Annotated in this window: 5 protein-coding genes; all 5 read left to right on the top strand. The window is 66.2% G+C overall.

Features of this window, described 5'->3' with window-relative positions:
* Positions 1 to 215 precede the first annotated feature (215 nt).
* On the top strand, positions 216 to 2,177 hold the full coding sequence (locus N7422_RS21915) for a methyl-accepting chemotaxis protein (RefSeq protein WP_279808495.1): 1,962 nt from the start codon (positions 216 to 218) through the stop codon (positions 2,175 to 2,177).
* Between the two features lie 175 nt (positions 2,178 to 2,352).
* On the top strand, positions 2,353 to 4,110 hold the full coding sequence (locus N7422_RS21910; protein WP_279808494.1) for a protein-disulfide reductase DsbD: 1,758 nt from the start codon (positions 2,353 to 2,355) through the stop codon (positions 4,108 to 4,110).
* 177 nt (positions 4,111 to 4,287) lie between these two features.
* Positions 4,288 to 4,740: a type II 3-dehydroquinate dehydratase gene (gene aroQ / locus N7422_RS21905; protein WP_011535870.1), complete on the top strand. Its 453-nt coding sequence runs from the start codon at positions 4,288 to 4,290 to the stop codon at positions 4,738 to 4,740.
* Positions 4,741 to 4,842: 102 nt separating this feature from the next.
* On the top strand, positions 4,843 to 5,307 hold the full coding sequence (gene accB / locus N7422_RS21900) for an acetyl-CoA carboxylase biotin carboxyl carrier protein (RefSeq protein ID WP_279808493.1): 465 nt from the start codon (positions 4,843 to 4,845) through the stop codon (positions 5,305 to 5,307).
* Between the two features lie 17 nt (positions 5,308 to 5,324).
* Positions 5,325 to 6,680, top strand: a complete 1,356-nt coding sequence (accC, locus tag N7422_RS21895; protein ID WP_279808492.1) for an acetyl-CoA carboxylase biotin carboxylase subunit — start codon at positions 5,325 to 5,327, stop codon at positions 6,678 to 6,680.
* Positions 6,681 to 6,835 lie beyond the last annotated feature (155 nt).

The following is a 6,835-nucleotide window of genomic DNA, read 5'->3' as shown; positions in this document are numbered from 1 at the left end:
CCCTTTCGCGACGCCAGGCCGCTCCCACAGGGGAGGGGGGACAGTTGCCTGCGCGACAGTGCAGCCCAAAGGAGTACACACAACAGCCGTCAAACAATACCGGCACTGTGCCACTTTTTTATGGCGCCAACCCTCCGTCGTCATCACCCCGTCACAAAATCGCAATAACTTCAGGCCCCGACCTCTCCACTCCCCTCCGCAGGAAGTTCGCGGCTATGCGCCTGAAGTGGCTGACCAATTTCAACACCCTGTTGCTGGTGACCGTGTGTATCGCCCTGGGCGCGACCCTGTGGTGGTCACAACGCGCCCTGGAACGTCCCTATCAACTGATGGAACGCTACCTGGGGCTGTCCCAGCAGTTCCAGAACGACGCCGCGCGCAATATCCAGGCTTACCTGGGCAGCGGCGACGCCCTGCGCCATGCCGCGGCCATGGAAGCCAACCAGCGGCTGCAGGCGGCGCTGGCCGACTGGCCGGAAGATCTGTCGGCCAAGCTACGCCCAAGCCTGGACGGCCTGCAGGGTTTCACCGCCAACGAACTGCTCGCGGCCGGCAAGCTGGCCGGCGATCCCCAGGCCCTGCTGCTGCAGGCCGAACGGGAACTGGGGGCGAACCTCGAACAGCTGGCCGGTTACGCCCGCGACAGTGGCAGCGCCGAGGCCAGCCGTTACCAGGCGCCCTTGTTCGAGGCTTCGCTGCACCTCGCCCGCCTGTCCCTGGCCCGCGACAAGCTGGTCAGCAGCGGCCGCGCCGAGCTGGCCGACGAGGTGGAGCGCGAACTGCAAGTGATCGCCGCCCAGGCCCAGACCATCGACGACCTGCCATTGCTGGGCGTGACCCGCGCCGCCGAGTCCGGCGCCGATGACTTCGCCGCGATGATGGGCCTGGAATCCCAGGCCAACACCCAGCAGGAAGACGTCGCCGTGGGTCTCAAGCGCGAGCTGCACAGCCTGATCGGCCGCTACCCTGCCGAACTGCGGCGCACCCGCGAACAGATCGAACGCCGCGCCGCCCTGGCCACCAGCGCCGGCGAGCGCCTGGAGGCGGTGCAACAGGCCATCGCCGGCCTGGAGCCCGAGGTGCGCGGCCTGCACGCGACCATCGCCAGCGAGGTGCGCATCATCCAGGGCCTGATGATCGGCCTGATCCTGCTGATCGCGCTGCTCATCGACACCCTGCAACGGCGCCTGGCGCGGACCCTGACCGGCCTCGCCCCAGCCCTGTCGCGCTGGGCCGAGGGCGACTTCGCCCAGGCCATCGAACTGGGCAGGACCAACCGCGAGCTGCACGACATCCAGGAATCGCTCAACCGCCTGCGCCAGTACCTGGTGGAGCTGGTCGGCACCATCCGCCACAACGCCGAGCAGGTGGCCGGCAGCAGCCATGCCCTGGCCGGCATGAGCAGCGCGCTGCACGACGGCGCCGAGCGCCAGGCCGGCGACACCGCGCAGATCCGCGATGCCCTCGGCGAGCTGGAGGCGACCATCCAGCAGGTCGCCGGCGATGCCAGCGCCGCCGCCGAGGCCAGCCGCGACGCCGGCCGGGCCGTGGAACAGGGCCAGGCGGTGATCGGCCAGAGCCTGTCCGGCTTGCGCTCGCTGGTCGACGAGGTACAAGGCAACGCACGCATGATCGAGCAGCTCGCCGAGGAGTCCGCGACCATCGGCGGCGTGCTGACGGTGATCCGGGCAATCGCCGAGCAGACCAACCTGCTGGCCCTCAACGCCGCCATCGAGGCGGCCCGGGCTGGCGAGATGGGCCGCGGCTTCGCCGTGGTCGCCGACGAAGTGCGCTCGCTGGCCCAGCGCACCACCGGCGCCACCGGCGAGATCCAGGCGCTGATCGACCGTCTGCAGCAGGCCGCCCGCGATTCGGTGGTCGGCATGCGCGCGCAACTGGAGCATGCCGAGGCCACGGCCAGCCAGGCGCAATCGGCCGATGGCGCGCTGGACGAGATCGTCAGCGCCATCCGCACCATTGCCGACACGGCGGTGCGGATTGCCGACGTGACTGCGCAGCAGACCGGGGCGGTGAGCGAGATCCGCGATCACAGCGAGCGGATTCACGAGCTGGGTGAGGACAACCTGCAGCGCATCGGCGAGGGGCGCGAGCAGGGCGAGCAGTTGCTCAAGCTGGGTGGTGAGCTGAACACGGCGGTGCGGGCGTTCCGGCTATGACATCGGCATGGCCCGGATTGCGAGGGCTCTGCCCTCGATCGCGACACAAGGCCGCTCCTACAGGAAACCGCGCTGCCCTGTAGGAGCGGCCTTGTGTCGCGATGGGCCGCGCAGCGACCCCAATTTCGGCCAACTCCGCTATCATGCCCGCCACGTTCCACCTCGCGAGTCCGCCATGCGCCGCCTGCTTTTCCTGTTGTTCCTGCTGCTGGCCAGCCCCGCCTTCGCCACCGGCCTGCTCGACAACCGCCCCAGTGCCACCCTCGGCGCCACCGCCAACAGCGCCGATTTCCTGCCGGTGCACGAAGCCTTCAAGCTCAGCCTGGTCCAGGCCAACGCCCAGACCCTCAAGCTGCGCTTCGTCGCCACCGACGGCTACTACCTCTACCGTCACCGCTTCCAGTTCCGCACCGAGCCTGCGGACATCAAGCTGGGCACTCCGGACATCCCCAAGGGCGAGGCCAAGCACGACGAGTTCTTCGGCGATGTCGAGGTGTACCACGGGGTAGTCGACATCGAACTGCCACGCAGCGACGCGCGGGCCTTCACCCTAGTGGTGGGCTACCAGGGCTGTGCCGACAAGGGCCTGTGCTATCCGCCGGAAACCGAGCGGTTGCGCATCGACGGCGAAGGCGCCCCGCAGCCGGCGACCGCCGAACCGGGTTGGAACTGGAAATCGCTGCTGCTGTTCTTCCTCGCCGGGGTCGGCCTGACCTTCACCCCTTGCGTGCTGCCGATGCTGCCGATCCTCTCCGGCGTGGTCCTGCGCGGCCAGGTCGGCGGCCTGCGCGGGCTGGCACTGTCGCTGGCCTATGTGCTGCCGATGGCGGCGAGCTTCGCCGTGCTCGGCGCGCTGATGGGCCTGTTCGGCGCCGGCCTGAACCTGCAGGCGCGCCTGCAATCGGCCTGGGTGCTGGTACCGTTCGCCGCGTTCTTCGTGTTGTTCGCCCTGGCCATGTTCGGCCTGTTCGACATCAAGCTGCCGCAGGCGCTGAGCAGTCGCCTGGACCGCCTCGCCCACCGCACCAGGGGCGGCTCGCTACTCGGCGCGGCGGTGCTTGGGGTGCTGTCCAGCCTGCTGGTCTCGCCGTGCGTGTCAGCGCCGCTGGCCGGTGCGCTGCTGTACATCAGCGCCAGCGGTGACGCGCTTGGAGGGGCCCTGAAGCTGTTCGCCCTCGGCCTGGGCATGGGGGCGCCACTGTTGCTGGTGGCCACCGGCGGCGCGGCGTGGCTGCCGAAGAGCGGGCCATGGATGAACACAGTGAAGAACGCCATCGGCGTGCTGTTGCTGGGCCTGGCCATCGGCCTGCTCAGCCGTGTGCTGCCGGGGCCGCTCACCCTGCTGCTGATCGGCCTGCTGGCGGCGGGGGTGGCGTTGTTCCTCGGCGCCCTGGAGTTCGTGGTCAAGACGCCGCGCCAGCGCCTGGCACAACTGCTCGGCCTGGCCCTGCTGGTCTATGCCCTGGCCTGCTGGTATGGCGCCCTGAGCGGCCAGGGCGATCCCCTGCGCCCGCTGCCGCAACCGGTCGTGGCCGGCAGCGCCGTGGTGACCAGAGCCGACGCCTGGCAGACCATCACCACACCCGCCGCCCTCGACGCCGCCCTGGCCGAGGCCAAGGCGGCAGGCCAACCGGTACTGCTCGACTGGTACGCCGACTGGTGCATCAGCTGCAAGGTGATCGAGCATGAAGTACTCAACGCGCCACAGGTCCAGCCGCAACTGGGCGTCTTCCGCCTGCTGCGCTTCGACATCACCGAGAGCAACGCCGAGCAGCGCGCCCTGCTCGACCGCTACCGCCTGTTCGGCCCGCCCGCGCTGATGTTCTTTGCCGCGAACGGCAGCGAAATGACCGCCGATCGGGTCATTGGCGAGATAAATGCCGGCGACTTTGCTGAAGTCGTCGCGCGCGTGCGCGGCCAACTGGGTCTATAACTTCCCGCTACCTGTGAAAAATCTCGCGGCCAGTGACCAGACTTAATCATCTGGTCACATACTTTGCGCGAACCTCGGACATCGTGCTGGCTATTGCCGGGAACTGGACACCCATCACTTGTTGCGGCATAGTCGCCGCGCTATGTCGAATTGCCCTACAAAACCAAGGAATCGCAGATGGCAACGCTACTGGTGCTGCACGGCCCCAACCTGAACCTGCTCGGCACCCGCGAACCGGGCCACTATGGCGCCGCCACCCTGGCGCAGATCAATCAGGACCTGGAGCAGCGCGCCCGCGCCGCCGGCCACCATCTGCAATACCTGCAGAGCAATGCCGAGTACGAATTGATCGATCGCATCCACGCCGCACGCAACGAAGGCGTGGACTTCATCCTGATCAATCCGGCCGCTTTCACCCACACCAGCGTCGCATTACGTGACGCATTGCTCGCGGTGAGCATCCCATTCATCGAAGTGCACCTGTCCAACGTGCACAAGCGTGAACCGTTCCGTCACCACTCCTACTTCTCCGATGTCGCGGTAGGGGTGATCTGCGGCCTTGGCGCCACCGGCTACCGGTTGGCCCTGGAGTCCGCGCTGGAACACCTGGCTGCCAACGCACAGCCCTGATGACACAAGGCCTTGGCCCCTTTCGGGCCGAGGCTCATGAAGAAACGTTTTCGACACGTTTTCAAATTACGTCCCCGACCGAACCTTGGGAGTTGATGATTAATGGATATCCGTAAAGTCAAGAAGCTGATCGAACTGCTGGAAGAGTCTGGCATCGACGAACTGGAGATCAAGGAAGGCGAAGAGTCCGTTCGCATCAGCCGTCACAGCAAGACCCCGGCCGGCGCTCAGTACTTCGCCGCTCCGGCGCCGATGGCCGCTCCGGTCGCCGCCGCACCGGTCGCCGCAGTTGCTCCAGTAGCCGAAGCCGCTGCCGCCGCACCCGCCCTGAAAGGCACCGTGGTCCGCTCGCCGATGGTCGGCACCTTCTACCGCAAGCCGTCGCCGACCTCGCCGAACTTCGCTGAAGTCGGCCAGGCCGTGAAGAAAGGCGACACCCTGTGCATCGTCGAAGCCATGAAGATGATGAACCACATCGAAGCCGACATCGGCGGTGTGATCGACGCCATCCTGGTAGAAGACGGTCAGCCGGTTGAGTTCGACCAGCCGCTGTTCACCATCGTTTGATTCGCGGAGAACCAACGATGTCTGGGAAACTTGAAAAAGTTCTGATCGCCAACCGTGGGGAAATTGCCCTGCGGATCCTGCGTGCCTGCAAAGAGCTGGGCATCAAGACCGTCGCCGTGCACTCCACCGCCGACCGTGAACTGATGCACCTGGGCCTGGCAGACGAGTCGGTCTGCATCGGCCCTGCATCGTCCAAGGAGTCCTACCTGCACATCCCGGCGATCATCGCCGCCGCCGAAGTGACAGGCGCCACCGCCATCCACCCGGGCTACGGCTTCCTCGCGGAAAACGCCGACTTCGCCGAGCAGGTGGAAAAGTCCGGTTTCGCCTTCATCGGCCCGAAAGCCGACACCATTCGCCTGATGGGCGACAAGGTCTCGGCCAAGGACGCGATGATCAAATCGGGCGTGCCGACCGTGCCGGGCTCCGACGGCCCGCTGCCGGAAGATGAAGAAACCGCGCTGGCGATCGCCCGCGAGGTGGGTTACCCGGTGATCATCAAGGCCGCCGGTGGCGGTGGTGGTCGCGGCATGCGCGTGGTGCACAAGGAAGAGGACCTGATTTCCTCGGCCAAGCTCACCCGTACCGAAGCCGGTGCCGCCTTCGGCAACCCGATGGTGTATCTCGAGAAGTTCCTGACCAACCCACGTCACGTGGAAGTCCAGGTACTGTCCGACGGCCAGGGCAACGCCATCCACCTGGGCGACCGCGACTGCTCGCTGCAGCGCCGTCACCAGAAGGTACTGGAAGAAGCCCCGGCCCCGGGCATCGACGAGAAGGCCCGCCAGGAAGTCTTCAAGCGTTGCGTCGATGCGTGCATCGAGATCGGCTACCGCGGTGCCGGTACCTTCGAGTTCCTGTACGAAAACGGCCGCTTCTACTTCATCGAGATGAACACCCGCGTCCAGGTGGAGCACCCGGTTTCGGAAATGGTCACCGGCATCGACATCGTCAAGGAGATGCTCAGCATCGCCGCTGGCAACAAGCTGTCGTTCCGCCAGGAAGACGTGGTGATCCGCGGCCACTCGCTGGAGTGCCGGATCAACGCCGAAGACCCGAAGAAGTTCATCCCGAGCCCTGGCAAGGTGAAGCACTTCCACGCACCGGGCGGCAACGGCGTTCGCGTCGATTCGCACCTGTACAGCGGTTACTCGGTTCCGCCGAACTACGACTCGCTGATCGGCAAGCTGATCACCTACGGCAAGGACCGCGACGAAGCCATGGCGCGCATGCGCAATGCCCTGGACGAGATCGTCGTCGACGGCATCAAGACCAACATCCCGCTGCACCGCGACCTGGTGCGTGATGAAGGTTTCTGCAAAGGCGGCGTCAACATCCACTACCTCGAGCACAAACTGGCCAACCAGGAGTGATCGCGTTAGCGTGATGAACAAGCCCCGGCCCTGTGCCGGGGTTTTTTATTGCCCTTCAGAAGGCCTTCCCGGTCGCTCCCACAACGAGTGCGGTATCTTCAGGTCCACCGTCCTCTACAAACCCCCTGCACTCGCGTAAACTGGCGGCCTTTTCG

Source organism: Pseudomonas sp. GD04091 (assembly GCF_029836165.1).
GTDB lineage: Bacteria > Pseudomonadota > Gammaproteobacteria > Pseudomonadales > Pseudomonadaceae > Aquipseudomonas.
The sequence above is the reverse complement of the archived record's forward strand: the minus strand, read 5'-3'. Positions and strand labels throughout refer to the sequence as shown.

Coding starts and splice junctions, on each gene's coding strand:
- N7422_RS21915 (WP_279808495.1), top strand. CDS start 216: ATGCGCCTGAAGTGGCTGACCAATTTCAACACCCTGTTGCTGGTGACC.
- N7422_RS21910 (WP_279808494.1), top strand. CDS start 2,353: ATGCGCCGCCTGCTTTTCCTGTTGTTCCTGCTGCTGGCCAGCCCCGCC.
- aroQ (WP_011535870.1), top strand. CDS start 4,288: ATGGCAACGCTACTGGTGCTGCACGGCCCCAACCTGAACCTGCTCGGC.
- accB (WP_279808493.1), top strand. CDS start 4,843: ATGGATATCCGTAAAGTCAAGAAGCTGATCGAACTGCTGGAAGAGTCT.
- accC (WP_279808492.1), top strand. CDS start 5,325: ATGTCTGGGAAACTTGAAAAAGTTCTGATCGCCAACCGTGGGGAAATT.